This window comes from Virgibacillus sp. 7505 (genome assembly GCF_002272135.1).
Classification (GTDB): domain Bacteria; phylum Bacillota; class Bacilli; order Bacillales; family Amphibacillaceae; genus Terribacillus.
Map to the genome: position 1 here is coordinate 211,467 of NZ_NPBF01000025.1, position 24,061 is coordinate 235,527.

General features: G+C 39.7%; 23 protein-coding genes. 16 read left to right on the forward strand and 7 right to left on the reverse strand.

The genetic code is table 11. The features are described from left to right. The first annotated feature begins 72 nt into the window (after positions 1 to 72). Complete coding sequence (locus CHH91_RS10825; protein ID WP_095223451.1) at positions 73 to 774, forward strand: dienelactone hydrolase family protein; 702 nt, start codon at positions 73 to 75, stop codon at positions 772 to 774. A 50-nt stretch (positions 775 to 824) separates the two neighbouring features. Here the strand turns inward: CHH91_RS10825 and CHH91_RS10830 are convergent, their stop codons facing one another. Further along, positions 825 to 1,487 (reverse strand): O-methyltransferase, encoded by a 663-nt coding sequence (locus CHH91_RS10830; protein WP_286160753.1) that lies wholly within the window; start codon positions 1,485 to 1,487, stop codon positions 825 to 827. A gap of 366 nt (positions 1,488 to 1,853) precedes the next feature. Here CHH91_RS10830 and CHH91_RS10835 point away from each other — a divergent pair, with 366 nt between their 5' ends. From CHH91_RS10835 to CHH91_RS10845, 3 genes are all read left to right on the forward strand, one after another. Beyond that, a complete protein-coding gene (locus CHH91_RS10835) occupies positions 1,854 to 2,771 on the forward strand; it encodes a diacylglycerol kinase (protein ID WP_095223453.1) in 918 nt (305 codons plus the stop codon). A gap of 108 nt (positions 2,772 to 2,879) precedes the next feature. Beyond that, positions 2,880 to 4,265, forward strand: coding sequence for a 23S rRNA (uracil(1939)-C(5))-methyltransferase RlmD (gene rlmD, locus CHH91_RS10840; RefSeq protein ID WP_095223454.1), 1,386 nt, complete (start codon positions 2,880 to 2,882; stop codon positions 4,263 to 4,265). Between the two features lie 587 nt (positions 4,266 to 4,852). Further along, on the forward strand, positions 4,853 to 5,806 hold the full coding sequence (locus CHH91_RS10845) for a DNA/RNA non-specific endonuclease (RefSeq protein ID WP_095223455.1): 954 nt from the start codon (positions 4,853 to 4,855) through the stop codon (positions 5,804 to 5,806). 302 nt (positions 5,807 to 6,108) lie between these two features. Here the strand turns inward: CHH91_RS10845 and CHH91_RS10850 are convergent, their stop codons facing one another. Continuing rightward, a complete protein-coding gene (locus CHH91_RS10850) occupies positions 6,109 to 6,987 on the reverse strand; it encodes a LysR family transcriptional regulator (RefSeq protein ID WP_095223456.1) in 879 nt (292 codons plus the stop codon). Positions 6,988 to 7,125: 138 nt separating this feature from the next. Between CHH91_RS10850 and CHH91_RS10855 the strand changes: the two genes are divergently transcribed. The 6 genes from CHH91_RS10855 to CHH91_RS10880 all read left to right on the forward strand — a co-directional run bounded on the left by CHH91_RS10855 (position 7,126) and on the right by CHH91_RS10880 (position 11,595). Then, positions 7,126 to 7,491, forward strand: a complete 366-nt coding sequence (locus CHH91_RS10855; RefSeq protein WP_286160754.1) for a tautomerase family protein — start codon at positions 7,126 to 7,128, stop codon at positions 7,489 to 7,491. Positions 7,492 to 7,508: 17 nt separating this feature from the next. Then, positions 7,509 to 7,829, forward strand: a complete 321-nt coding sequence (locus CHH91_RS10860) for a carboxymuconolactone decarboxylase family protein (protein ID WP_095223458.1) — start codon at positions 7,509 to 7,511, stop codon at positions 7,827 to 7,829. 569 nt (positions 7,830 to 8,398) lie between these two features. Next, a complete protein-coding gene (locus CHH91_RS10865) occupies positions 8,399 to 9,076 on the forward strand; it encodes an N-acetylmannosamine-6-phosphate 2-epimerase (RefSeq protein WP_095223459.1) in 678 nt (225 codons plus the stop codon). A gap of 256 nt (positions 9,077 to 9,332) precedes the next feature. Next, positions 9,333 to 10,316 carry a tRNA dihydrouridine synthase gene (locus tag CHH91_RS10870; RefSeq protein ID WP_095223460.1) on the forward strand — a complete coding sequence of 328 codons (984 nt, stop codon included), beginning with the start codon at positions 9,333 to 9,335 and terminating at the stop codon, positions 10,314 to 10,316. A 322-nt stretch (positions 10,317 to 10,638) separates the two neighbouring features. Further along, positions 10,639 to 11,298, forward strand: a complete 660-nt coding sequence (locus tag CHH91_RS10875) for a hypothetical protein (RefSeq protein ID WP_095223461.1) — start codon at positions 10,639 to 10,641, stop codon at positions 11,296 to 11,298. A 66-nt stretch (positions 11,299 to 11,364) separates the two neighbouring features. After that, positions 11,365 to 11,595, forward strand: a complete 231-nt coding sequence (locus CHH91_RS10880) for a DUF3953 domain-containing protein (RefSeq protein WP_176465760.1) — start codon at positions 11,365 to 11,367, stop codon at positions 11,593 to 11,595. A 550-nt stretch (positions 11,596 to 12,145) separates the two neighbouring features. Here CHH91_RS10880 and CHH91_RS10885 read toward each other — a convergent pair. Both CHH91_RS10885 and CHH91_RS10890 read right to left on the reverse strand, forming a co-directional pair. After that, positions 12,146 to 13,456 carry an MATE family efflux transporter gene (locus CHH91_RS10885; protein ID WP_095223612.1) on the reverse strand — a complete coding sequence of 437 codons (1,311 nt, stop codon included), beginning with the start codon at positions 13,454 to 13,456 and terminating at the stop codon, positions 12,146 to 12,148. 231 nt (positions 13,457 to 13,687) lie between these two features. Beyond that, on the reverse strand, positions 13,688 to 14,446 hold the full coding sequence (locus CHH91_RS10890) for a DUF5694 domain-containing protein (protein WP_095223463.1): 759 nt from the start codon (positions 14,444 to 14,446) through the stop codon (positions 13,688 to 13,690). Between the two features lie 574 nt (positions 14,447 to 15,020). Between CHH91_RS10890 and CHH91_RS10895 the strand changes: the two genes are divergently transcribed. From CHH91_RS10895 to CHH91_RS10915, 5 genes are all read left to right on the forward strand, one after another. Continuing rightward, positions 15,021 to 16,547: an AbgT family transporter gene (locus CHH91_RS10895; RefSeq protein WP_095223464.1), complete on the forward strand. Its 1,527-nt coding sequence runs from the start codon at positions 15,021 to 15,023 to the stop codon at positions 16,545 to 16,547. A 201-nt stretch (positions 16,548 to 16,748) separates the two neighbouring features. Then, on the forward strand, positions 16,749 to 18,149 hold the full coding sequence (rlmD, locus tag CHH91_RS10900; protein WP_095223465.1) for a 23S rRNA (uracil(1939)-C(5))-methyltransferase RlmD: 1,401 nt from the start codon (positions 16,749 to 16,751) through the stop codon (positions 18,147 to 18,149). A 282-nt stretch (positions 18,150 to 18,431) separates the two neighbouring features. After that, positions 18,432 to 19,040, forward strand: a complete 609-nt coding sequence (locus CHH91_RS10905) for a hypothetical protein (RefSeq protein WP_095223466.1) — start codon at positions 18,432 to 18,434, stop codon at positions 19,038 to 19,040. Continuing rightward, on the forward strand, positions 19,037 to 20,872 hold the full coding sequence (locus CHH91_RS10910; RefSeq protein WP_286160755.1) for a DUF6792 domain-containing protein: 1,836 nt from the start codon (positions 19,037 to 19,039) through the stop codon (positions 20,870 to 20,872). Before CHH91_RS10905 ends, CHH91_RS10910 begins: the two co-directional genes overlap by 4 nt. A 1-nt stretch (position 20,873) precedes the next feature. Further along, on the forward strand, positions 20,874 to 21,206 hold the full coding sequence (locus CHH91_RS10915; protein WP_095223467.1) for a hypothetical protein: 333 nt from the start codon (positions 20,874 to 20,876) through the stop codon (positions 21,204 to 21,206). Positions 21,207 to 21,353: 147 nt separating this feature from the next. On the opposite strand, the gene CHH91_RS10920 is transcribed toward CHH91_RS10915, so the two are convergent. Then, positions 21,354 to 22,595 carry a glutathionylspermidine synthase family protein gene (locus CHH91_RS10920; protein WP_286160756.1) on the reverse strand — a complete coding sequence of 414 codons (1,242 nt, stop codon included), beginning with the start codon at positions 22,593 to 22,595 and terminating at the stop codon, positions 21,354 to 21,356. Between the two features lie 75 nt (positions 22,596 to 22,670). Between CHH91_RS10920 and CHH91_RS10925 the strand changes: the two genes are divergently transcribed. Then, on the forward strand, positions 22,671 to 23,129 hold the full coding sequence (locus CHH91_RS10925; protein WP_095223468.1) for an RNA helicase: 459 nt from the start codon (positions 22,671 to 22,673) through the stop codon (positions 23,127 to 23,129). 30 nt (positions 23,130 to 23,159) lie between these two features. Here the strand turns inward: CHH91_RS10925 and CHH91_RS10930 are convergent, their stop codons facing one another. Both CHH91_RS10930 and CHH91_RS10935 read right to left on the reverse strand, forming a co-directional pair. After that, positions 23,160 to 23,555, reverse strand: coding sequence for a DUF350 domain-containing protein (locus CHH91_RS10930; RefSeq protein ID WP_095223469.1), 396 nt, complete (start codon positions 23,553 to 23,555; stop codon positions 23,160 to 23,162). A gap of 23 nt (positions 23,556 to 23,578) precedes the next feature. Further along, entirely contained in the window at positions 23,579 to 23,881 is a 303-nt protein-coding gene (locus tag CHH91_RS10935; protein ID WP_286160757.1) for an aminotransferase yhxA, read from the reverse strand. Between the last annotated feature and the right edge of the window lie 180 nt (positions 23,882 to 24,061).

Here is a 24,061-nt window from a genome sequence, read left to right on the forward strand (position 1 = left end):
GTCCCCAGGTCACTGCTAGTTTTGATAGAATATCAGAAAGGGGAGGCTGCAAGGTGGAAATTCACTCAATTGATGCTAACAGTAAACAGAAACTGTCTGTCTTATCGCTCTTTTCAAGGTACAAACGTAAAAGCTCCTATACTGATCATTTATCATGGATGGGCAGGCAGTACGGCTGGATATTATGACTTGGCGGAAGAGCTTCAGAATGAAGGTTATACGGTCGTTTTACCTGATATAGTCCATCATGACAGCAGAGGAACTGTAGATAATTACTTTAACGTTCATACTCGTCAGCAAATGTTCTGGGGTACAGTATTTCAGACAATCGATGAATTCGATTTATTGGTAGCTGACTTGAAAATAGATAAGAAAAATATACTGGTCATTGGCAGTTCCATGGGCGGTTTTATAGCTAATAGTATTTTTGCAAAGAATCCTGACATACAAGGCTTGGTCAATGTGAATGGATCCGGCGCTTTTGTTGTGGCAGATGCATTTTTCAGGAGAGCTGACGGAAGAGACAAACTGTCAGGCAAGGAAGGAAAAGTGCTGGAAACGTATGACCCAATAAATTATACATATAGCGGCAAGCCTGTATTGCTAATGCATGGAGATAGCGATCAGACTCTCGATTGTTCTGGACAGTATGCTTATTACACACACTGCAGCAGTCCAGATGTCACTTTCGATATATACAATGAAGTCGATCATCAATTTACAGAGGATATGGTGGATGGGATGAAGTATTGGCTGAAGGAGAATTTCAATTAAGGATGGACGCTTGTGCTTAAACATAAAGAAAGCGCCCATCTTACCTTATTTTATTTTACATAGCCGAGAACAAATCCGTCATAGCCTTTGCTTCCGACAGTCTGCACAGCTGTAGCTTCAATACGAGGTTCTTCGGAAAGCAATTTCAAAAACTGCTGTACGCCTTGCACGCGTTCGTCTGTGCTCTGCTCGTTCGCTACTTCGCCTCTGCGGACTACATTATCGGCGATAATGACGGCTCCAGGTGCTGCTAGCTTGATAGCCCATTTCAGGTATTCTGGATAGCTTTGTTTATCGGCGTCGAGGAAGATGAAATCAAAAACGTTTTTTTGCTCGTCATAGAGTGTTGGCAGTGTGTCTATTGCATTACCGACGATAACTTCTGCTTTATCCTCCAGTCCAGCTGTTTCAATATTGCTTCTCGCTACTTCGGCGTAATAGGGGTGGTTTTCCAGGGTGTACAGTTTTCCGGCAGCGGGAAGCGCTTTGGCAAGCCAAATCGTGCTGTAGCCGCCAAGAGTACCGATTTCAAGGATTCGCTTAGCACCTCTGATTTTGGCCATCAAATGCAGCAGCTTTCCTTGCAAGGGGGATACATCGATCTGAGGCAGTTCTGCTTCTCGATTTGCTTCCAGTACATATTCATGATCCTCTTCAGCAGGCAGCAAGCTTTTCAAAAACACATTATCAACGTCGGTCCATTTGTTCTCCATGCGTTTCATCTCCTCCTCATCTTTCTTTTAGTTTATCGGATGAATAGAAAAAACTATATTACTTCGTTATATTGTCGCTACAAAATAAAGCAGAACATCAATACATATACGAAAAGAGCCAGTAATATGCCAGTTTACAAGCTAGCAAGATGGAATTTTTCATGAAAAATCTGGGAATGGCAGGCCTGTTGACGTACTTGACCAAAGGACAGTAATTTGCGGATACCCGGTTAAAAAGGTCATATTATTCCTATACTGACAGGAGATAGGCTTCCAGAAACGGGCAAAGACCTTTTCAAAATAGGAAAAAAAAGCTATGATAAGACTTGGACAATGTGAACGTAAGGTTTGGTAGGAGGCAATACAATGAAACGCGCTCGGATCATTTACAATCCAACTTCAGGTAAAGAAGCGTTCAGACGGGAACTCCCGGATGTATTAGAAATTTTTGAAAAGGCAGGCTATGAGACTTCGGCGCATGCAACCACATGTGAAGGAGATGCAACGGCGGCAGCGCGTTTGGCAGTAGAGCGCGGCTATGATCTTGTCGTTGCATGCGGCGGGGACGGTACTGTCAACGAGGTCGTATCTGGCTTAGCTGAACAGCCAAACCGGCCGAAGCTCGGTATCATTCCGGTCGGTACGACGAATGATTTAGCTCGGGCACTATATATTCCGCGCAACATCAAGCGGGCAGCTGAGATTATTGTAGAAGGCAAGACTCGCAAGCTTGATATCGGTAAGGTCAATGATCATTACTTCATGAATATTGCTGGCGGGGGGAAGCTGACTGAGCTTACCTATGATGTTCCAAGCAAGACGAAGACGATGCTTGGCCAGATGGCCTATTATTTAAAAGGCATTGAAATGCTGCCATCGCTTCGTCCGATCAAGGTAGAAATTGAGTATGATGGGAAATGGTTCGAGGACGAGATTATGCTTTTCCTTGTGTCCAACACAAACTCTGTCGGAGGCTTCGAGAAGCTCGCACCGGACGCGCTGTTGGATGATGGGTTATTCGATTTGGTGATTTTACGCAAAACGAACATAGCTGAATTCATCCGTATCGCTTCCTTGGCAATCCGAGGAGCGCATTTGGATCATGATCTTATCTTCTATACAAGAGCGAACCGAATTAAGGTAAAACCTGCTGATAAAATGCAGTTGAACATTGATGGCGAATACGGTGGTTTATTGCCAGGTGAATTCGTCAATTTGCATCAGCACATTGAATACTTCGTGACAGAGGAATTCATTCAGAAACAAGATAGCTTAGTTGACTAAGCTGTCTTGTTTCTTTTTTCGACATATTTCCCGGGCAATTGACCTGGATTTCTGATTTCAGCCACAATGTGATACAATCTTGAAAGCAAATCAAAAAGGACGATGAAAATGGCAAAATTAGCGCCACCAGTTGAAAAGAATCAAACAATCGAACTGACCTTCGAAGACCTGACACATGACGGAGACGGAGTCGGTAAAATAGACGGCTATCCATTGTTTGTACCATATGCGCTTCCAGGTGAGACAGCGCAAGTGAAAGTGATTAAAACGAAGAAAAATTTCGGCTTTGGTAAACTTCTTGAAGTAACAAAGCCAAGTGAACATCGAGTTGAACCGCCATGTGATGTATACATCCAATGCGGCGGCTGCCAGCTGCAGCATATGAGCTATAAGATGCAGCTGGACATGAAGCAAAAACAAGTACAAAACGCCATGAAGAAAATCGGCCATCTGGAGCATGTACCTGTGCATCCAACGCATGGTATGGACGATCCATGGCGCTATCGTAATAAGATCCAGATTCCGACAGCAGAACGCAACGGTGAAATGATCACAGGCTTTTACCGCAAACGCAGTCATGACATCATCGAAAATATGGAAACATGTGTTATTCAGGAAGAAGTCAATGACCGAATGGTAGAAGCTGTCCGCCGCATCGCCAGCCGTCTTGGCATTCCTGCTTATAATGAAGAAACACATCGCGGTGTGCTGCGCCATATCATGGTCCGCACAGGCCAGCAGACGAATGAGACGATGATTGTACTTGTTACACGTGTAAACGAACTGCCATATGCAAAAGAGCTTGTTGCGGAGCTGCATGAAACGTATCCGCAAATCAAATCGATTGTACAGAATATCAACAAGGAACGCACGAATGTCATCCTTGGCCGCAAGACGAAGCTGCTATGGGGAGAAGAATATATCTACGATACAATCGGGGATATCAAATTCGCCATTTCTGCGCAATCCTTCTACCAAGTCAACCCGGCACAAACGAAGGTATTGTACGACCAAGCGCTGAAATATGCCAACCTGAGCGGAAATGAAACTGTCATTGACGCTTACTCAGGAATTGGTACAATCTCGTTATTCCTAGCTCAAAAAGCGAAGAAAGTTTACGGTGTGGAAATCGTACCACAAGCAGTTTCCGATGCTAAAATGAACGCCAAACTAAACCACATGGACAACGCAGAATTCTACGTTGGCAAAGCCGAAGAAGTGATGCCATGGTGGAAATCACAAGGCTTAAACCCTGACGTTATCGTCGTCGACCCGCCGCGTAAGGGCTGTGAAGAAGATTTGCTTCAAGCAATGATCGACATGAAGCCAAAACGCATCGTGTACGTCAGCTGTAACCCAAGCACGCTAGCTCGTGATTTACGCTTCTTGGAAGATGGTGGCTTCGAGACGAAGCAAGTACAGCCTGTAGACATGTTCCCTCAGACTGGGCATATTGAATGTGTTGCGGAGATTGAGTTGAAGGTGTCTAACTAAAATAAACTCTTCCCAATCAAATAAGACCTGGATTTCGGTGTAATAAACAATTCCGATTTCCGGGTCTTATTTCTATTATCGGAGGTTTTTATTTTAACTGAGGAATAAAGGTGAAAAACAGCCAACTTTGAACAGAAAAATGTGAAAATAGGGGGTTCGGAAGGATTTAGGAAGTGTTTATCATTGTTGAACAAGTTACGAGTACAAGACCTTCCTATAAAGAGCCCTTGAATTTGGCAATATTAGCTCTACCAATTTTAAGGTTTTTACATTGTCTTTTTATATCAAGTAAAGCAAAGGGGGCCTAAAGAATTACTAAGAAATCTACTAATCAAGAAATTACTGTAAGCATAATAAGATATCTATATGATAAAATTGAACTAGTCATCTATTTGACTGTAAGAATCTACTTAAAGAAATATTGATAGGAGAAGTATAAAAGATCAATTAAGCTAACAAGGGTTAGAAACACACCTCTGGAAGTCAAAGGAAGCAGCAGCGTAGCAGATTTCATGGAATAATACCCAAGGGGATATAATACGAGACTTTAAGAGTGATTTATACGAAACTCATAGGAGAATCCTAAAATGAAAACAAGAATGAACTATTTAGTCTTACTTTTAACAATCATATTCATGGTTGGTTGTACCAATGTAGAAGATGCAGCCACTACCGATAAAGAAACAGTTTCTAAAGTAATAGCAGCAGAGAGTTCAGATACCAAAACTGAAAGGCAAGAAGCTGAAGCGAAGGTTGAGGATAAACAAGAAAGCGAGGAGCCTCAAGCGAAGGAAGCTTCAACCGGTGCAGATGATGAAGAGTTTCCTGGCTACGATATTATGGAGGTAGATGGTGGTGATTTATCTGGTTATCGTCAACCGCATGTCGCCGTGGACATTGGTTATGGGGACCGTGAATATTGGGCATTCACTAATGAATACGGGCAACTGGTACGTGTCATTGCTGATGAAATCATTTTACAAGATGACAGCAGTGAACCTGTATTATCATCAGGCAGGTACTATTCTGATGAGGCAAAGGTTCCTGGTGTTGAAAGTGACGTTTTAGATGAGGGGCATATCATTGCTGATTCTCTCGGAGGGGTATCGAATGCTTATAATATTACTCCTCAAGACAGCACCCTCAACCGGCACGGTGATCAAGCCTATATGGAAAAAAATATCCGTGATGCAGGAGGAGCCACTAATTTTGAAGCCATCATCACCTATCCGGATACAGAAACCCAGATTCCTTCAAGTTATCAGTATACCTATACATTAAGAGGAAACGAGATTGTTGATACATTTGAAAATGTTAACCCGGACGAAGTGAACGAATCACTCGGATTAACAGGCAATATGCCTTCCGAATCAGCCAGTTCAAACACAAGCGACGATATTTCTAGTGTAGATACAAACGGCAATGGACAGGTGACGATTAAAGAAGCGAAAGCGGCAGGTTTTAGTATGCCGATAACGAGTGATCATTGGTTATACCCATACATGGACGATCGTGATAATGACGGAATGGTAGGTGAGTAAGCCTCTATAATTTTAATAAATGATTGAAAGAATATTTTCTCGTTTGGTTATGCATTAAAAGACAAATGATATATCATCTTATAATTGGCTTCCGACTACAACTGTATATAATATTATTGTGAATCTGCCGGCTATATTAATGTTTTGGGTTATATTTATTTCTTTCTGTTATGTCTAACTTAATAGAACATCACCTAATAAGACCTGGATTTCGGTAAAAAACATTTCCGATATCCGGGTCTTTTTTTGTGCATAGCCATAGTTATTATTCTCTGTTCTTCTCTCCTCCTCTAAGGCTAAGATCAAGATGACGGATAAGTTTCTTGACGAAATAACTCAAACAATAATTTCTTTGTATTTTTCAGGAATTGATTTGATTCTTTTTTATATAAGATACCTATTGGGATGAAAGGATCCTCCATTTTTATTGGTACTTTGATAAATTCGTCTGATAATGCTAAAGAGGAAAGTACCACTCCTATCGAAGGGAAACCCTTAAGAAATTCGGGTATGGCAGAAATTTGCCCAATTGTATAAGTGAATGGTTTAACGTGTCTTCGCGATAGTTCCTTTTGTAATTTCATATGATATAAACAGCTTTCCCCACCTATAAACAGGGGTTGCTCATAAAGATCCTTAATTAAGGAAATGTCTCCAATTGTATCAGCATGTTTTTTTGCCATGATGAAAGATATCTCTTCCTTGTATAACTCTTCAAATTGCTGGGTGTGAATGGCTGGTTCTCCTGAAATGGCAAAATCTATTTCATGATTGAGCAGTTCCTTGTGGAGAAAGTCAGTATTACCGATAATAAAATTGCATGTAATATTGGGTTTTTGGATTCGGAACTTTTGGAGGACTGCAGGAAGAACAGAGGTGGCAACAGGTTCTATGACTCCTATATTAAGTGTTCCAACTTCTTCTTTTTGCAATTTTTGAGACTGGTCCAATACAAATTCCCAATGGTGGATAAGCTGATCTACCTCTTTGGCGAAAATTTGCCCTGAAGGGGTCAACTTAGCCTCCCAGCCCCTTACAAATAATTTGAATCCCAATTCCGCTTCTAATCTTTTTATCTGATTGGTGATGGTGGACTGTGCATAATTCAATTTTTGGGCAGCTTTTGAGAATGTGCCTTCTTGGATAACTGTTTGAAATGCTTTTAACTCCTTTAAATCCATTTTTAATAATCTCCATTCGATAATTGAATAATATTGTTTATATTATTCAATTATACAAAACAAGTTTTCGGGCGTAAAATTAAAATTAACCAAGGGAGAGGAGATGACATGAAGATGCCGTTCGTAAGAGTGAGTTATATGGAGAATGAGCACGATAAAGATAGTTTATCTCTTGTAAGCAATACGATAATGGAGGCACTTATGAAAGAATTCAATGTTCCGGAAAAGGACTGCTTTCAGGTATTCCATTCTCACAAGAAAGAAGAATTTATTTACGACCCGACTTATCTTCTTAGAAATGATAGGAGTAATAGTCTTTTGTATATTCAAATCACATGTGGTCCAGGAAGGACGCAGCAACAGAAACAATCCTTATATAAGGAATTAGCCAATCAATTGCACAGTCAAATTAATATACCTAAAGAAGATATATTTGTTGTGTTAGTTGAAACAAGTTTAGAGAATTGGTCCTTTGGAGATGGTCTTGCGCAGATGATAATTTGATTGTAGGAGGAAAGGATATGCACAAACCAATAAAACCAACCGTGAGATTTTCACTTGGGGATTTTGCATCAACATTTGTCGACTATTCAGAGCAAGTCCTTTTTGGTGATTTGTGGAGGAGAGAGGAACTTTCCCTCAGAGATCGAAGTATGGTGACTGTCTCAGCCCTGGTGAGCGGAGGCAATTTAGATCAGCTTAAGTACCATCTGCATTTGGCAAAAGAAAATGGTGTTACCGAAGAAGAGCTTATAGAAGTGATTACACATCTCAGTTTTTATGTCGGATGGCCAAAAGCAGCATCAGCGTTAGAGACTGCTAAAATTATCTTTGGCGATTAAGATGATGCTACATTTCTCTGGAGTAGTGTGCTTTAGTGAAGATAATTATTATCCTCCAGTAGTTATATTAATGTAGGTTGTTTTATCGTCTAAATCCCATGCGAGAATTTATCTGGGAAATTGGAATAAAGATAACAAGCAAAATTTTAGTATAGGAAGGCTGCATTTTCATATTCGCTGGTCTCATTTTGGTTATTGTAGCTGGGAAAGCAGTTTAGATAAACAACAAAGAATCTTCGCCTTAGCAGGTGGTCCAGTTATGTCCTTTCTACTTGTTTGTTTATTTATTTATATATTTAAAACGAGAGATTTCTCAAGTTTTTATGAGCTCTATTTTAAATGGAGTAGTACTCTGTAATATAATTATTTTTATTTCATCAGTTATACCTTTTCCCTATCCTCGTTGGGCAGGTCCTTTAAGAAATTATCCATCAGACGGTTTACAGTTATTACGCTTATTGAGGGACAAATAAAGTTTATTTACAGATATTTTTTTTTCAGTATAAGAGATATTAGTTATACTTAAGTTTAAGCGCAGTATCTATAATCCATCAGGAGGAAATTCACAAATGCTAAATGAAGTGAAAAATAGTTTAATCGTATCCTGTCAGGCTTTACCAGAAGAACCACTACATAGTTCATTCATCATGTCCAAAATGGCATTAGCTGCTAAGCAAGGAGGAGCAAAAGGTATTCGTGCCAATTCTAAAGAAGATATTTTAGAAATAAAAAAAGAAGTGACACTGCCAGTCGTCGGAATAGTTAAGCGTGATTACAATGATTCCTCGGTATACATCACACCCACATTTCAAGAGATTGATGAGCTGTTGGAAAGCGGATGTGAAATGATCGCTATGGATGCTACAGAAAGAAGAAGGCCTGAGGGAATTGAATTAGGGGAATTAGTACGGTATGTTCGAGAAAAGGATGCATCGATACAATTGATGGCGGACATTGCTACTTTAGAGGATGCCATACAAGCTGATCAGCTTGGCTTTGATTGTGTGTCGACTACTTTGTACGGCTACACGGAGGAAATAAAGAATAAGAAGCTTTATGATACCGATTTTGAGTTTTTAAAAGAAGTAATTGAGAGTGTTAGTATTCCTGTCATTGCTGAAGGAAATGTGATAACTCCTGAAATGGCAAAACGCTGTTTGCAACTTGGTGCGTATTCTGTTGTGGTCGGTGGTGCGATTACTAGACCTCAGCAAATTACGGAACGGTTTGTAGAGACATTAAATTGATGGCTTAACTGTACATAGATTTGATATAAGGACCCTGATTTCGGTAAAATAAGTATCTCCGATTTCTGGGTCTTTTTTTGTGTATCTACGCTGTTATACAGTTTTCTTTGCACTTTTTACTAGTTAGTAGTAAAATAAAATGTTGTATTTTTTACTGTAGTTTGATATGTAAATGCTATAAGTGTAAAAGAAGCAAAGGCATTTTGCTCTTTAAATAAATATTTGATCTGGTAACTATAATGAGAGGATTTTATATATGAAAGATAATTTCTGGCGTGATTTACCACGACCATTTTTTGTATTGGCACCTATGGAAGATGTGACGGATGTTGTGTTCCGTCATGTAGTGAGCAAAGCTGGCAGACCAGATGTGTTTTTTACAGAGTTCACGAACTCAGAAAGCTACTGTCATCCAGACGGAAAAGACAGTGTACGTGGTCGTTTGACTTTCACGGAGGATGAACAGCCGATGGTAGCCCACATATGGGGAGACAAGCCTGAGAACTTCCGTCAAATGAGCATTGGTATGGCAGAGATGGGATTTAAAGGTTTGGATATTAATATGGGCTGTCCTGTTCCTAATGTTGCGGGAAATGGAAAGGGAAGCGGCCTTATTTGCCGTCCGGAAGTTGCAGCAGAACTGATTCAAGCTGCAAAAGCTGGCGGATTGCCAGTTAGTGTGAAAACCAGACTTGGTTACACCGATATAGAAGAATGGCGCGATTGGCTTACACATGTATTGGAACAGGATATTGCTAATCTGTCCATCCATCTGCGTACAAGAGCGGAAATGAGCAAAGTAGATGCACATTGGGAACTGATTCCGGAAATCAAGAAACTTCGTGACGAGATAGCGCCAGATACACTCCTAACGATCAATGGCGATATCCCTGACCGTGAAACTGGCCTGAAACTCGCTGAACAATACGGAGTTGACGGTATTATGATTGGGCGCGGTATTTTTACAAATCCATTTGCCTTCGAAAAGGAGCCGAAAGAGCACAGCAGCAAGGAATTGCTTGATCTTTTGAGACTGCATCTGGATCTCCATGACAAATATTCTAAAACAGAAGCCCGTGCGTACAAGCCTCTTCCTCGATTCTTCAAAATTTATCTACGTGGATTCAGAGGAGCAAGTGAATTAAGAAACCAATGCATGAACACGAAGTCAACAGATGAAGTACGTGCATTGCTTGATGACTTTGAGAGAAAGTATCTTGATGAGGTGGAAGAGCAGTAGAATTTTAGCCTATAAGTGAAGTGGAAACCTGAGCCAGTTTGGTTCCTAAAAGTGGATTTGACTAATATAAATAACAGTAATAAACCGAATGATACTAGGCCGTTTTTATTACAGGTTAGTGGAATAAACATTCTTTAATCAGACCTTGTTGTCGGAAAATAAATACTCCGATTTCAAGGTCTATTTTATATGTAGTTTTAAAAAAGTAGGTGACTTAATTACTTATTCTTCTTTTACATAATAAGTATATTTGAATCTAAATCTGTGTAGTTTTCGTAGACATAGGTATATATTTTTTAACTATTGAGTCGGAGGTGTACAGTTGATAAGAAGTAAAAAAATGTTATGGGTTGCGCTTTTCCTTTTCATTGTATCTATAGCAATAAGTTTTCCTTTTCCCCATAGAACTCCATATGGAGATACCATTTTATCAGTCTTGAATTTTACGATTCGTACTGTAAATGGTTTGAACTTCATTGTTGTATTTTCATTGACTCTATTCATTGCGAGTTTGTTTTTCCTTACCAGGTCGTTGAAGAAATTTCATAAGCGTGCAGTCTTGGTTGCAATTATTTTAGTTGTTGTTTTGCCCCAAATGATTATTAGTACTTATCAAAAGACATTTGCGGAAGGAATTGATGCTGTTTATTACAATGTGGAGAATAGTAATTGTGAATTTGAAATGGTTGATGAATCTACACTGAGTGGAGAATGTAATTTATCTTTTGAAAATTACAGTAGCGATGATGTTCAATTTACTCTTGAATTTCACGAGGATTTCCACTTTGAAGATGATGTTCCAATGGTCTCACTTATGAACAATAAAGCTCCTTATGAGATTAGTTTAGATAGAAAAGAGATAAAGGTTGTAAAAATAAAGACGGATATCGATGTCTCTAATATAGAGAACCACGTCGAATCGGGTAATGCATTTGGTGTCAACATCATTATTAAGTCTGGTGAAAAGATGAGGAAACTTTAACTCTAAAATTAGGGACCCACGATAAAGGGTTCGATTGACACGTACATTATGTTAGGGGCTGTTATTTTGTTAAAAGTATTACGAATTGCCTTAGCTTTTATAGTAGTAATGATAGCAGTTTATGGTTTGGTTACAGGTAATCATGAGTTAACTCCATATATGTTTTTCTTCTTAGGCCTAATGATGATTGTTATGGGAATATCTCAATTTAAGGCAAAGCGTCAGGCGGATGCTATTACGTGTTTTGTTGTATCTGTATTTGTCCTTTTTGTTGCTGTCTATACTCTTTGGATATGAAAGAGATTATGGATACGGATAGAACTAAACATTTCCGCAGTCTTTCTAAGCAAATTAAAAAGAGCAGGATAAATGTATCATCCTGCTCTGTAAAGACTAAATTTCACAGTCATCAAAGTAATTACATAATTGACTATTCAAACGATCTAATTGAATGGTTTGGGAATGAGGAAGTCCATCTCTATTCGTCTTTTGGGTACACATCCAGCAAGAGCAATGTACCTTTCCTTTTGCATAATAGCCAGTATGGCGTACGTGCCATCCGTAAAGTTTTCCAATCTTCGTTTTACGCTGAATGACTCTTCTTCGATGATGCCGATAATATGCACGGCTTCTATTTTGTCTACATGGTTTCACTTGCCACCAACTCCTTGGGATAAGGCTCAGCCTGTAAAGGTCTCCCAAAGAAAATACAGACAATTACAGGCTGAGTATGATGGCAATAGACGTGGTGAGGAGGTTCAAGCTAATCACCTCATGTGTTATTGTTTTCTATTATTATACAACAAATTGGTTATTGTCTTACGAGTAGTAGTTAAGTATTAAATGATTAACGCTTTTCCTCTGCAAACAATTCCTTCTTATCCCATTTCCCCCACTTATAATAACTAAAAGAAAAAATACTGCTTAGAATAAAACTAATCCCCATTCCCAGTGCAATACCGTTTTCCCCAATGTAAGAGGAGCAAATATACGTCAGCGGATAGCGCAACAGCCAGAAGGATAGGATGTTTAAAATCAGTACTTGGTACATGGCACCCGAGCTTCGCACTATACCGTTTAAAATGAAATTAAGCCCGATAAAGGGATAAAAGAAAGCAATAATCTTTAAGTAGTCGGTACCGAATGAAACGGCTGATTTCTCCTCAATGAACAAACTTGTTAAAGGCTCAGCGAGTAAAAAGACAAGGACTGCAATCATGAGCATAATGGCTAAATTGTAGAGTGCTCCATACTTGGCGATTTCTTTTACTCGATCCCAGCGGCCAATACCGATATTCTGACCAGCCATACTGTTGACGGCTGTTCCTAATGCCATAGCAGGAAGGGTAATCAGGCTGTCAATTCTTTGAGAGGCTCCAAAGCCGGCAACGACCGCGCCGCCGAAGGAATTGACGACACTCATAATGGCTGTTACACCAGCATAGATGACCATCATTTGCAGTCCAGATGGAATGCCGAGCTTTAAAATAAGCAATACTTGTTCCTTCTTTGGTAAGAAGGGGATAGACAACGGAGCGAGTCCATTGCGAAGTATGTATCCCAAACCTAAAAGGAAAGCGACTGCCTGCGATAAGACAGTGGCATATGCTGCGCCTTGTATTCCCCAGCCAAAGACTGATATGAATAGCGGAACGAGTATGGTGTTTAAAATGACGGCGATGAAAACAAACTTTAACGGTGTTTTACTATCCCCTAAAGCTCTTAGGACAGTGCCGATAAAGTTGTATCCCATTAAAAATAGAATACCGATAAAGTTAATTTGTAAGTAGGCCTTAGCTTCATCCACCATCTCAGCAGGTGTATCGAGCATGATGACAATCTGACGGGAGAAAAGCAAACCGATAATACCAACAAAAATGGATAATAATCCGAGTACGACAACGAAGGCGTTTAGATAGTCTTTTAATCCTTTTGCGTCTCCTCGTCCTCTCTGCTGGGACAAGACCGTCAAGGTAGTATTATTTATTCCGATTATGAATGCAAGTACTGTTAACAAAACAGTGGAGGATACGGTAACTGCACCAAGCGCATTTGCGCCCAGAAGATTCCCGACCCAGAGACTGTCGATGAATTGATACGAAACCTGTAATAAGTTCGTAAGCATAATAGGTCCGGCAAATGTGAAGAGCTGCTTCATAATGCGGCCTTCTGTAAAATCCTGTTGCACCAAGGTGAATGACACTTCCTAACGTTTATATATGGATGTGCTGTCCATAATTATATTTAGCTGGATTAATGGTATAAACGATGCATACCGTCTAATCCATTAGCAAAACACTATTTTTAGGTTATAACATAGAACAGAAATCGGTACAAACTCGAAGAATTTTCATTTGACCGTATTTGCACATCGTTAAGGAACTTTTGATTATAAATAATCTGAAACTTCATGAACATGGAACAATGCACTTTCATTAAAAAAATTATCAAGAAGATATTTGTGTCCTGCTCCATATATCACTAGAATTCTTTCATCGGATTTTTGTACGAGTCTCTTTATATTTGCGAAAATAATCAGATTACGGCGATACCAATAATTTGTAAGCCAATCAATGCCAACGTAGAAATCCTCATAGGCAGCTAATGCAAATTTCATATACGTTTCTTGTTGCTTTTTTGTATTACGGGGATCGTTCAGATAAATCAAAACTTCTCTCACTGTTTTTGTTTCCAGTAAGGATTGTACACTTTCATTATGTCTGTCACCTTCCTCAATCACTTGATCATACAACTCTCGGTCGATTTCTTTTAAAAAATCATAAACATATCCTAAAGGAACACCTCCCACAGGACGATTCCAGTCCACTGGAAATAGTTTGTCATGACCGAGTTCTTTAGCAAGTCGAAAACCGATTTGATGTATCTCGTCACTCTCTAATTCATCTTTTATCCCTTGTTTTGCGTAATCGTTATACTGGCTATCAAGAAGATCTGCTCTGATTGATTCAAATTCAACTGCTATTTTGGTTGGATTGAATAGCTTGATACATTCAACGACTTCTTCCATTTCGTCCTGCTGTTTTTTAGCTTTCATATCTCTTGTATCTTGCTTATAAATATCTCGGTTGCCACGCTCTCCCATATGGAAAGTTCCCAAAATTAGAACAGATGGTTTAACTTTAACCACTTTATGATTCTCCTCCTTTTCACTTTTCCGTGAATAACTGTTGGATTGAATATCACTGTCTTTACTTAAAAATCCTTGAACACATAGTAAAACTATTTCCCAGGTTGAATGCTTAGTTCATTCCTGCTCCTCTTTTATAATTACATGTTCAGCATTTTGCATAACGAAATTGATTACGGAAATCCTAACTCTGAACAATTTGATGAGAAGAGGAGGGAGATTCCATGGTTAAAGATTCCTATGCACCTCGTGAGAAAAAGAATGGCGAAGGAAAACGTCCTGATGAACAAAGAAGAGGAAAAGCTAAATCAAATTCCCGCGGCGGAAGAAATTAATAATAGAATCAGATAGAAATATGTAATTGTCGTTCTTTTTACTACATGATAATCCTCATATTGACCTGGTATATGTGAAATATTATTTCATTATACTGGGTCTTTTATATATAAAATCATAATACCAAGAACTGGATTTTTTGCCTATTTCATTCACCCACACTCTTGTCTATACTTAGGTTGTTATTTTTATACAATTGTTTGAATTTTTAAACTAATTTAAACAGGAGGTATAGGGGATGGAGCAGTCGCAAAAAAATAATTTCATCATGCGGTCTTTGAATTTTATCGAAAGAGTTGGCAACAAGCTTCCGCATCCGGTTACGTTATTTTTTATTTTTGCTGCAGCAGTGGTTGTGTTATCGGCTATTTTTTCTGCTATCGGTGTAAGTGTAGAGGACCCTGTGAATGAAGGGGAAACAATCGCTGTCAAAAACCTGCTGAACTCTGAAGGGATTTTATATCTATTCGAGAGTGCAGTAATTAACTTCACTAATTTCGCTCCGCTTGGAACAGTTTTGGTAACGATGCTTGGTATCGGAATTGCAGAACGGTCAGGATTGATCAGTGCCTCGCTTCGTGGTCTTGTAACGTCCGTTCCCCGGACACTGATGACAGCGGCTTTAGTATTCGCTGGGGTGATGTCCAGTATGGCTGCAGATGCAGGCTATGTGGTGCTGACGCCATTGGGAGCAGTATTATTTGCAGGTCTGGGACGGCACCCGTTGGCTGGACTCGCAGCTGCCTTCGCTGGAGTATCGGGAGGCTACAGCGCAAATCTGTTACTCACGTCGCTTGATCCGCTTCTTGGCGGTATGACGAGAGACGCCGCAGCACTTATTGATCCTTCATATGCCGAGGGCATGAATTACGCAATGAATTATTACTTTATGTTCGCTTCCGTTTTCCTGATTACCATATTAGGTACATGGGTGACTGACAAGATTGTAGAACCACGACTTGGTACGTACAAAGGTGCTGTCCAGGGAGAGGTTAACTACTTAAAGCCTCTAGAGAAAAGGGGCTTATGGGGAGCACTTATCGCCTTCCTTATTACTATCGTGGGCATTGCATTGCTGGTAATTCCCTCGTGGGGACCATTGCGCGCGGGTGAAAGCAGTATTATCGATGCGCCATTCCTCAATACACTTGTTCCAGTCATCTTGATTGTGTTCTTCATACCAGGGCTTGTGTACGGTCTTATGACAAAAGAAATCCAAAATGATAAAGATGTCGCCAATCAATTGTCGGATACCATGGCAACGATGGGCTCCTACATCGTCCTTGCTTTCGCGGCAGCGCAATTCGTTGCTTATTTCAATGAATCAAATCTTGGTACTGTCCTCGCTGTACGAGGTGCAGAATTCATTGATGCGACTGGTCTTACGGGCATACCGCTGATTTTGATCTTCGTCGCAGTCGCTTTTCTTATCGATTTGTTTATCGGAAGTGCCTCTGCTAAATGGGCTATCATGGCACCTGTGTTCATCCCGATGATGATGCTGTCAGGATATTCACCTGAGTTCACACAGCTCGTATACAGAATAGCCGACTCAACCGCAAACATTATCTCCCCGCTGATGCCTTACTTTGCGATCGTCATCGCCTTCGCCCAAAAATATGATAAAAAGGTCGGAATTGGAACGCTGATTTCGACTATGCTTCCTTACTCCATTGTTTTTACTATCGGATGGGTAGTAATGATGCTGATTTGGATGTGGACTGGGCTGCCGATAGGTCCTGGTACTCCAGTCGAATATCCTTGATCTTTGCATAATAGAAGCCTGATTCCTTGAATGGAATCAGGTCTTTTTCCATTTGTAAGTATTGAGATATACATGGAGCAGAAACTTTATCTGGCATCCTGCTGAAAAACATGTTAAAAAAGTATAGGAATCATTTCAGAAAAATTACCTACCATTTAATTGATAGATAAATAGATTCCTCATAAGAAGGGAGGAAAAATAATGAATAAAGCAACGAGAGTAATCCTCGATCCAGAAATCATGGAAACAGAAATAGGCCAACTAGATAATAAAGGGTCTGGCCAGGCAGTTGTATGGGTGGATAAGGGACAGGACAAGCTGCGGAAAGTGAAACTGACTGTCCCGAAGACATTACCAGGCGAAAAAGTGCAGGCCACAGTCGCTTGGCCGCATGCGAAAAGATCCAAAGCGACTTTGGAAAAAGTTTTGGAGGCACATCCAGAACGCGTTACTGCACCATGCCCACATTTCGATCTATGTGGCGGATGCGCTTGGCAGCATTGGCAGTATGAAGGGCAATTAAGACATAAAACAACACATGTTAAGGATGCTCTGTTAGAACAGGGTTTTGATCCAGAGCTAGTGAAAGACACCCTTGGTATGGAAAACCCTTGGCATTATCGCAATAAGATGGATTTTGCTTTTGCGCCGGATGGTTCAATGGGCTTGCATGAACAAGGAAATTTCCGTAAGATCATCCCGCTCGAGACATGTTTGATCATGGAAGAAGAGATGAAGGCAGTCGCAATGGAAGTAGCGAGCTGGGTAAAGGACCATGCATTAAGTGGGTATAACAAAGATACGCATGAGGGCCTGCTTCGGCATTTGATGGTAAGGCAGTCCTTTGTGACAGGGGAAATCATGGTTGCACTATTTGCGACACAAACACCGGATGCAGGATTGGCTCAGGCCGCTGAGCAGCTCAAGAAACGGATTGAAAATTACCCGAAGGTAAAAAGTCTATTATGGCTGGTGAATACAGACTGGGCCGATAGCATCCAAGCGGAGGACATGCATCTACTGGCCGGGCGTGATTTCATTTACGATGAAATCGGAGGCTATCGCTATCGTCTTTGGTTTGACACCTTCTTCCAGGTAAATCCAGTACAGGCACAGAAGCTGATCGACCTTGCCCTTGAAATGGCACAGCCGAAAAAAACAGAAACGATGCTGGAGCTGTTTTGCGGGGTAGGAACCTTTTCACTTCCTTTTGCTAGCAAAGTAGAAAAACTTGCCGGCATCGAAATTGTAGAAAGTTCCATCGAATCAGCAAAACGCAATGCAGCAGACAACGGCATTTCCAACACCTATTTCTTAGCCGATAATGCCAGATTTGGAATGGATCAAGTCTTAGAGAAATTTGGCACGCCGGACTTACTGCTGCTGGATCCTCCGCGATCTGGTGCCGGCGGGAAAGTTATGAGAAAAATCGGCCGATCCAAACCTAAGCGGATCGTTTATGTATCCTGTAATCCAGAAACATTCGCAGTCGATATTAAGGAACTGAATGATTTCGGATATACTTTGAAGGAAGTTCAGCCGGTAGATTTATTCCCGCATACAGTGCATGTGGAGTGTGTTGCTGTATTAACTTTAGATTGAGCAAGAATAAAAAGGACAGATCACTTGGAGCGAGTGATTTGTCCTTTTGTTGTTTCTATGCTGGACAATATATATTGTCTGTTTTGGGAAGTGCTACCAAGCAGCTTTATATCCCCGACTAAAGTATGGTTTTTGGAAAATTACACTAAAATAATGGGAATGAATGGATGTATTTTTGTATACTTTTAAGGACCAACTATCCTTCATTGGAGGTAAGGCTGCGTGAGAATGAAAGTTATGATAGTACTTATTTTAACAATACTATTTGTAGGAGGTTGTAATATGAGCAACGAAAAAAACTCCGTTTCTCCTTCTGAAATGGATCCAAGTGACTTACCAGATGTGCCGGCATTTCAAGATGAATTTACAAGGGACTTTTTACAATCCACCGAGCAGACAAAAAAAGGATATTATCCATTATTATCTGGTTCAAATAGTTTTACTATGGACTTCCCTAAGGATATGGTTATAAGCAAAGAAAGCTATAATATTCAATCGAGTGATAAAGGAGAAACTATAGTAATCTCTTATCCTTCCCACCAAGGAAAAGCTTTTATTATTCAAAGCCTAAGCTATTCACATTCTCAATTAAGTGCAGAAGATAGTAAAGAACAAATGGTGAATAGTGCTGGAAGAGAGTTGAATTTCCAAGCTATAGAGTCTAGTAATGAGAAACAGCATATAGAAATTGCTGAATATGAAGATGATTCACTATCTATTATCGAGGCTTTAATTTGGAACGATAACAACGAAGCAATTCAAACACATACCACAATTACTTGTAAAGAAGAAACAAATAAAGAAGAATGTACAAAATCAAAAGAAATCCAAAAAGAAAAAGCACTCGATATGCTTAAATCAATACAATTGATTGGTGATGAAAGTGAGTGAAGGATTTGGCTAATAGCTTGTTAGACACTCCAGAGATTAAGTCCCGTCTTATTGATATCGAATATGGCAATCTAGAAGCTGATAAGTTAGAAGATTATATTAGGCAACTCTATTTAGAGGAGACAGGAGAGTTATTAGATGGAGAAATCAGTATATACAATTCGTCAGAATCAACTAATGAGACGATAGCAGACTCGGATTATAATGGAACTGCTATTCACATCAATACAGGAAACCATGAAGAAATGTATGTTATTTCACAAGGCACTAGTGATACTAACGATTGGCTTTACAATCTAAAATCAATGTTGGCCGGAAAAACGGCCGATCAAGCAAAAGCTACTGATAATTTTGTTAGAGAAGCTTCAAATCATTTTAACCTCAACGAAAGCACAGACATTACGGGTCTCTCTCATTCATTGGGGCATAATAATAATACAATTGCTTATCTCTCATACGGCACTTTTGATGAAGTATTTAGTGTAAATGGTGCTCAACCTAACTATTATGAATTATATGTGGCTAGTACAGAGTTTAGAAGAGCTGTAATAAAAGAGTTTTCTATATTAAATGATAATGATATATATGAAATACCCCCAAAAGAACTTCATGATTTTGCAATGGAATATTATAAAGATAAAGGTGAAAACATCAATCAAGTCATTTCAAAAGATGATCCGCTTTACGCAGTAAGTGTAGTGCGAGGTTTCTTTACATTAGGTAATATCACGATGATTGACACAAATCCTGATGTACCTGGACTGCGTGAAATGATGGCGGGTGTACCAGATGAAGTTGTAAGGGATTTTCAGAAGCTTGCCATCGATTTTACTATAGCATCTGAAAAAGGCGGAACAAATGGGGGAATAGAGGAATTGATTGGAGTTAATCCTAGTGCATTTGATGGCTTAGATGGGAAAGCGAATTATATTGGCTATTACTTATTCCATCCAGGAGAAGTAGATACAATTATCAGATCTCTTAATGACAAGGTGCCTTCACTTATCAATCAATTGGATTCTATTACCGAAAACAAAGATACTATTTTTAACAGTCTTTATGAAGCTGGATATATAACCAAGGATCAAAAGGATATCATGATTGAAGAAATAGGAATCTTAGATAAGGAAATTAATGAACTTCAGCAGCTGTTAGAAAGAAACGTCGAAGTACGTGATACAGGGAACCCTTTTGCATCCTTTGGAGGAGATATAGCTCTGGTCGTTAAATTACTAAATGATCACATGGGAACAATTAAAGAAAGCCTACAAAGAATACAGGATGGCGGAATAATAGATAACCTTCATAAGATAGTAGAAAGTCATGGAATACCAGAGTTGCTTTCTGCTATGTCAAAGGGAAATAAAAGTTACCTTGGGACTGATATGGTATTTACAGCTACTAACGGTGATCCCATAAAAGTAAATATATCCGCGTCTCTCCGACTGTATAGAGAAGGAACCATTGTTTTAGAAGAAAAATTAGCAACTGTTTCTAAGCTTGAAGAAGCAATCCACGAGGAACTTGCAGTATCTTTTAAGGAAGAGAAATTAAAAGTGATGGCAGAAATTAATCAGATAGAAGCAAGTCCTGCTAGCTATGCTAGTTTCCTAGAGGAGTATAAGTATCCTCTATATAAAGTAAAGTCTGTCTCTGTAATTGAAACATTTTTGCCATTGAGAAACGCGAATCTGGATGAAGAAATAGACCAATTAAAAAGGTCTGCTGAAAGTGGTCACACCTACATTGAAACATACCGTAAAGCTATTGAGGATCTTTTCCAAGAAGAAGATAATATATCGCAGCTTTTCGACTTTTCAAGGAGGATCTGAGGTGTCAGAATTTACAAGAGTCAAGTCTAAACGTTTATTACCAGAAGAAGATTTCAGCTATAAAAAAGAAATACTAAAAAAACATGTTGAAGATATTATAGAGCTGGATGAAAACTTTTATAATCTCGTTAATAATATAATTGTTAGTGAAGATCAAAAGGGAAAAATCGTCGACTCTATGAAAACTATAACTTTTCTACGTAAGAAGCGAGATCAAGAGTTGACCTTTTTTCTACCAATGAAAGTAATAGAAATTGTAGGCAATTATAATGAGCAGGTAGAGGATATGAAAATGCAACAATTAATGATTACTTATAGTAGTGAATCAGAATAAGAGGGAGTGTAACTAACAAAATTCCTTATACCCTTATATGTAAAATTATCACATTAAATCCATTATGTGATAATTAAATGACTTTCTTATTGAGAGCAGGAACACTGGAGAGATATACATACGTATATTGTCCTCCGGTGTTCCTATCTAACCGCGCAATCCACACGGCAAAAAATAAGACAAGTTATCCGTAATCTGATTCCCTACCCGAAATCCAATGGCACTTGGCTTGCCATTCAACAGGAAAGTACCTGTCATAAGATGCAGTTCTTTTTCACCTTTCACAGTGTTAACGGTGACTTTCGGTAAATCTACATACTTTTGATAGATAGGAAGGTAGCTTGTGTAGCTTTTGTTCTTGTCCTCCACCACTTTCTCTCCATTGTTACCGTATATCTCGACTGTATCGCCTTCTCTCCCAAACGCAGGCTTCTTTACGAAGCTGGAACCTGACTCCAGGAATGGAGCTGGGTCCAGATAGGTCGGAAGAAAGTACTTATCGATCCATTCATGTTCTTCAGCTGTGAAGAACGGATTATTTTCTTCATGCAGTGCCCAGACGATTGCCATGACGGCTTTGTTTTGGAGCTGGAATGCACTTGGGGGATTGATGATTCGCAGTTTATTTTTCTCCACAAGCTCCAGCAGCAAAACACCGATTCTTTCGCCGCTATCGGGATCTTCGTCCTCGATAAGGCTTTCTACAGGAAAGGTTTGGCGGTAGAGAACATCGATCTTATTATCAAGATCATCATATAGGCCGTCGTTTTTGCGAATAGTCAATTTGTCTAATGGTGTATATCTTGATGGGAGGTCTGCCAGTTCTTTTAAATAAAGCACTGTATTCCTATCTTCTATATTGTCGCTATGGGAAGTGAAGACAATATTTGGTGCATTGGTGCTCACTTTGCGTGCTTCCCCGATGATCGCATCTCTTAATACAGCTTGAAGTCTTTTCTCCTCTTCCTGATTCGGATCATTATATCCGAATTCATTACATACCAAGCCATTGACATGGAACAGTTCCTTGATAAATGTAGGTGTATCACTATTGAATTCCAATAGCTTTTCCTCTCCATCAACTTCTACGGAATCAAATCGTCCGATGATGGTTTTGTTTTTCATCGTTTGCAGTCGGATGAAGCGCAATGTTTTCTTAGGAAAGCCAAGCTGAAGCAAGCTCTCATCATCTATGTCTTCACGTGCTAATAGCTCGCTGGTCTTGAAAAGAATCTTTCCGCAGCGGTATGCAAAAAGTCTTTTGGAATCTGCATCTTTTTCGGTGATGGGCCGTATATCATACAAACTATATTCTTCCCCATACATATCAGCCCAAAAATCAGGTATGGAGTGATAGAAGTTTTCTCGTTTTTGTTTGAACGGCTTCACGACAGAATCACCTTTCAGAAATGAGTTGTTTTATACTAAGTATACTAGATACTGGAATTTTGCAGGAGGCAGGAAATGAATAAACTAACGTATTATATTGATCGCGGATTACGCACTTATGAGCCGTTCTTGGAATATACAGCTCCTTCCATAGAAAAAGATGAAATGCTGGCCAGGCAATTATGCACCTATCATATTTTGCAAGGGAGACAATATGAATTATTGGCAAATGAAATGAATGGCAAGGAAGAAGAACTTACCTTAAAGGACCTTGGTGAGAACCAGAGACAGCCAGATGAGAGAACCTATGATCCGGCTCATGGTATTCCGATAGAATTCAGAAAAGTTCTCTACCCTGGCAGTGTAGGGAATGCAGCGAATACGTATTTGAATACAATCAAAGTAGACAGGCATTGGGACGTGCTGCGTTATTTGACGAAGGACGCTGTGGAAGTACCGTCCTTTGGAAAGATGAGTGTTACTTCTACTGAGATTGATGAAGATCGGTCCTGTTATGTGCTATATGTGAAATGACAAAAGAAAATCCCCTATAGAGGGGATTTTTTAATAGGTAAGACATTGTGCAATAATCCAGCCGAGTGAGAGTGATAGCAGGAACAACAGGATTCCGATTGCTTTATTGTCATCCTCGACTGCTTTGTTGATGCTGAAACGAACAGTAGCCAGCTCTGCAATATAATAGAGAACAATTTGACTGACGATCCCTACTGCACCCCAGATGACCATATCCATCATACTGATGGAATGTGCGATGGATGAGCCTAGCACCAATGCAAGACCAACTACTTTTCCGCCAAGAACCAAAGCAGCTGTTTGGTTTCCCTGTGTGATCAGCTTGAACTCCTTTGCTTTTGTCGAGATTTCAAAAAGGGCTGTACCGATGGCTAACAGTACAATTGCAGCCCCTAAATAGGATAAGAAGCTTAAAAATAATTCCATTTCAATATTCCCCTTTATACATATTATCCGCCAAATGATTTGGATCCGCTGCCGAAGCCTTTGCTAGCTTTGGTGGTCGATGTGTTCTTCTTAACAGCGCTGTTCAGATTGCTCTTGCTGTTATAAAACGCTCCATTGTAGAAGTAATGATTGTAGTGGGAGGAGCTGGAGTCCTCACATTCCCACGCATCGCCTTCCTGTTCCCATTCCTTACAGTCTGTGTCTTTAGGAGGAGAACTGGCTTTTGTCGTATTGGAGCATCCTGTCATTCCTGCAATGAGGGCGACAGCAGAGATACCAGTGATCCATTTCGTTGATTTACTCAAAAGCGATTCATCCTTTTCATTATGTTATGTAGAGAAAAGCGGCAGCCTTTAGAAATGTATGTCTTGTGCACATCATCCATGAATTAAAAGTAACTAGCTGTTCTCTCGACATACAAGTATACGGAAAAGGGAGGTATTGGTTTCAGCTTCCAGTAACTTTGAAAGAATGTTTTTCCAAGT

Bases quoted from the DNA above. Each gene is read 5' to 3' on its own strand.
- CHH91_RS10850 (WP_095223456.1), bottom strand. From the start codon at position 6,987: ATGGATTTAAAGGAGTTAAAAGCATTTCAAACAGTTATCCAAGAAGGC.
- CHH91_RS10870 (WP_095223460.1), top strand. From the start codon at position 9,333: ATGAAAGATAATTTCTGGCGTGATTTACCACGACCATTTTTTGTATTG.
- CHH91_RS10905 (WP_095223466.1), top strand. From the start codon at position 18,432: ATGAGCAACGAAAAAAACTCCGTTTCTCCTTCTGAAATGGATCCAAGT.
- CHH91_RS10830 (WP_286160753.1), bottom strand. From the start codon at position 1,487: ATGGAGAACAAATGGACCGACGTTGATAATGTGTTTTTGAAAAGCTTG.
- CHH91_RS10860 (WP_095223458.1), top strand. From the start codon at position 7,509: ATGCACAAACCAATAAAACCAACCGTGAGATTTTCACTTGGGGATTTT.
- CHH91_RS10835 (WP_095223453.1), top strand. From the start codon at position 1,854: ATGAAACGCGCTCGGATCATTTACAATCCAACTTCAGGTAAAGAAGCG.
- CHH91_RS10885 (WP_095223612.1), bottom strand. From the start codon at position 13,456: ATGAAGCAGCTCTTCACATTTGCCGGACCTATTATGCTTACGAACTTA.
- CHH91_RS10825 (WP_095223451.1), top strand. From the start codon at position 73: ATGCTAACAGTAAACAGAAACTGTCTGTCTTATCGCTCTTTTCAAGGT.
- CHH91_RS10930 (WP_095223469.1), bottom strand. From the start codon at position 23,555: ATGGAATTATTTTTAAGCTTCTTATCCTATTTAGGGGCTGCAATTGTA.
- CHH91_RS10845 (WP_095223455.1), top strand. From the start codon at position 4,853: ATGAAAACAAGAATGAACTATTTAGTCTTACTTTTAACAATCATATTC.
- rlmD (WP_095223454.1), top strand. From the start codon at position 2,880: ATGGCAAAATTAGCGCCACCAGTTGAAAAGAATCAAACAATCGAACTG.
- rlmD (WP_095223465.1), top strand. From the start codon at position 16,749: ATGAATAAAGCAACGAGAGTAATCCTCGATCCAGAAATCATGGAAACA.
- CHH91_RS10895 (WP_095223464.1), top strand. From the start codon at position 15,021: ATGGAGCAGTCGCAAAAAAATAATTTCATCATGCGGTCTTTGAATTTT.
- CHH91_RS10925 (WP_095223468.1), top strand. From the start codon at position 22,671: ATGAATAAACTAACGTATTATATTGATCGCGGATTACGCACTTATGAG.
- CHH91_RS10855 (WP_286160754.1), top strand. From the start codon at position 7,126: ATGGAGAATGAGCACGATAAAGATAGTTTATCTCTTGTAAGCAATACG.
- CHH91_RS10865 (WP_095223459.1), top strand. From the start codon at position 8,399: ATGCTAAATGAAGTGAAAAATAGTTTAATCGTATCCTGTCAGGCTTTA.